The 1,560-nt window shown below is 44.2% G+C and carries 2 protein-coding genes; both read left to right on the top strand.

Annotated elements, in window-relative coordinates; translation table 11 throughout:
• The first annotated feature begins 178 nt into the window (after positions 1–178).
• Positions 179–631 (top strand): helix-turn-helix domain-containing protein, encoded by a 453-nt coding sequence (locus ACT29I_RS25640; RefSeq protein ID WP_430937402.1) that lies wholly within the window; start codon positions 179–181, stop codon positions 629–631.
• A gap of 77 nt (positions 632–708) precedes the next feature.
• A partial coding sequence (locus tag ACT29I_RS25635) for a hypothetical protein (protein ID WP_444794855.1) occupies positions 709–1,560 on the top strand: 852 nt, incomplete at its 3' end.

Here is a 1,560-nt window from a genome sequence, read left to right as displayed (position 1 = left end):
TAAAATTTCATCGCACTTGATGTTGCGGGGATTTATATTTGCATGTGTAATATTTAATATGGCGGTATATAATTCAAGTCGCTACTCTATATAGTAAGTGTAATTGCTATATTATGGGCATGTAGGATTATTAAATATTTATTGGTATATTTATGTCGCCATAATAAATATTACACAAATGAAAACTAGACTCTTCTCCAAATCTCACAAAGGGGCTATCTCGTTGGAGATAAAGCCAACGGACTCCATTGCCTGGAAATTTTCCATGTTAATGGAAGCGGCTACTGCAAATGAAGACACCATTGAGAAAATCGCAAAAAGATATGGCTACACCAGGGAATATTTTTACACGGTCAAAAAGCAATACGAAGAAGGGGGGTGCCAGGCGTTGATGGATAAACCTAAAGGTCCAAAATCCAATTATAAGCGAACAGAGGAAATAGAGAAGAAGATCATCCGCCACCGTTTTTTAGACCCTGACGCCAACTGCGGGGTCATTGCGCAAAAAATGAACCAGACAGGGGATTTTATAAGCCAAAGGAGTGTTGAACGAACTATCAGGGAATACGGGCTTGAAAAAAAGGGCTACATAAAACAATTAAAGAAACAGAGGGAGAAAGCACAAAGATAATAGAACAGAAGTCCAAGCGGAGCTCCAAAAGCAGCATCCTGACACCCAAGGTCAACGAGCGTGAGTTCAGGGCCATTTTGGCAAATAAAGTGTCCGGCACATCGGTTGGCATGTGGCTGTTGGTGCCCGGTCTTTTAAAGCTTGGCGCATGGGATATACTGAAAGGTTGGAGCAATAGAATGGACACGGACATTGAGCCAAGGCTTGCGATGCAATTGGTCAATGAGTCTGCAATGTGCGTTAACCGTGTCAGGAGAAAGAATTCGTTGGGACATCAAGGTTTTCAGTTGCTCAACGGCATGGGCAGGCTTGCTTCCGACGAGCAGGCACACCTTTTGTTGAACGGGCACACGGTAAAAGACAGCTACGACATGATGCTCAACTTAGGCATGCAACGCAAGCTGTGCGGACATTACGGGGGTGATATAATAGCCGTGGACCCGCACCGGATATTGAGCAGTTCGAAACGGGTGATGTCCAAAAAAAAGAAAAAAACAGATGCCCCCACTCAAAAGATGCTGCAAACTTTTTTTTGCGTATCGGCACAAACAGGCCAGCCCATAATGGCCACCATGTCATCGACCGGGATGCCAACCACAAAGGCTACCCTTGAGCTGATATCGGCAACGGGAAAGATAATAAAAACCCCCTCTCTTTTGGTGGCGGACAAAGAGCATTTCACAAATGGATTATTCGAAGAGGTGTCAGCCCATAAAACATTCGACCTGCTGGTCCCTGCCATGAACACCCAAAGGGTAAAAGGCATCATGCAATCGCTTGAATATAGAAAACTGGATGCGGGATTTGCCCTTGCCGAAAGCAATTTTAATTTTGACGGCAAGAAAACAAAACACCGCTTTATTGCGGAACGTTTCGGGGAAAAGGAATATAGCTATGGAGCTTTCCTGACCACTTCCAACAAAGCTGCA

Source organism: Saccharicrinis sp. GN24d3, from assembly GCF_052400645.1.
Taxonomy (GTDB): domain Bacteria; phylum Bacteroidota; class Bacteroidia; order Bacteroidales; family Marinilabiliaceae; genus Saccharicrinis.
The sequence above is the reverse complement of the archived record's forward strand: the minus strand, read 5'-3'. Positions and strand labels throughout refer to the sequence as shown.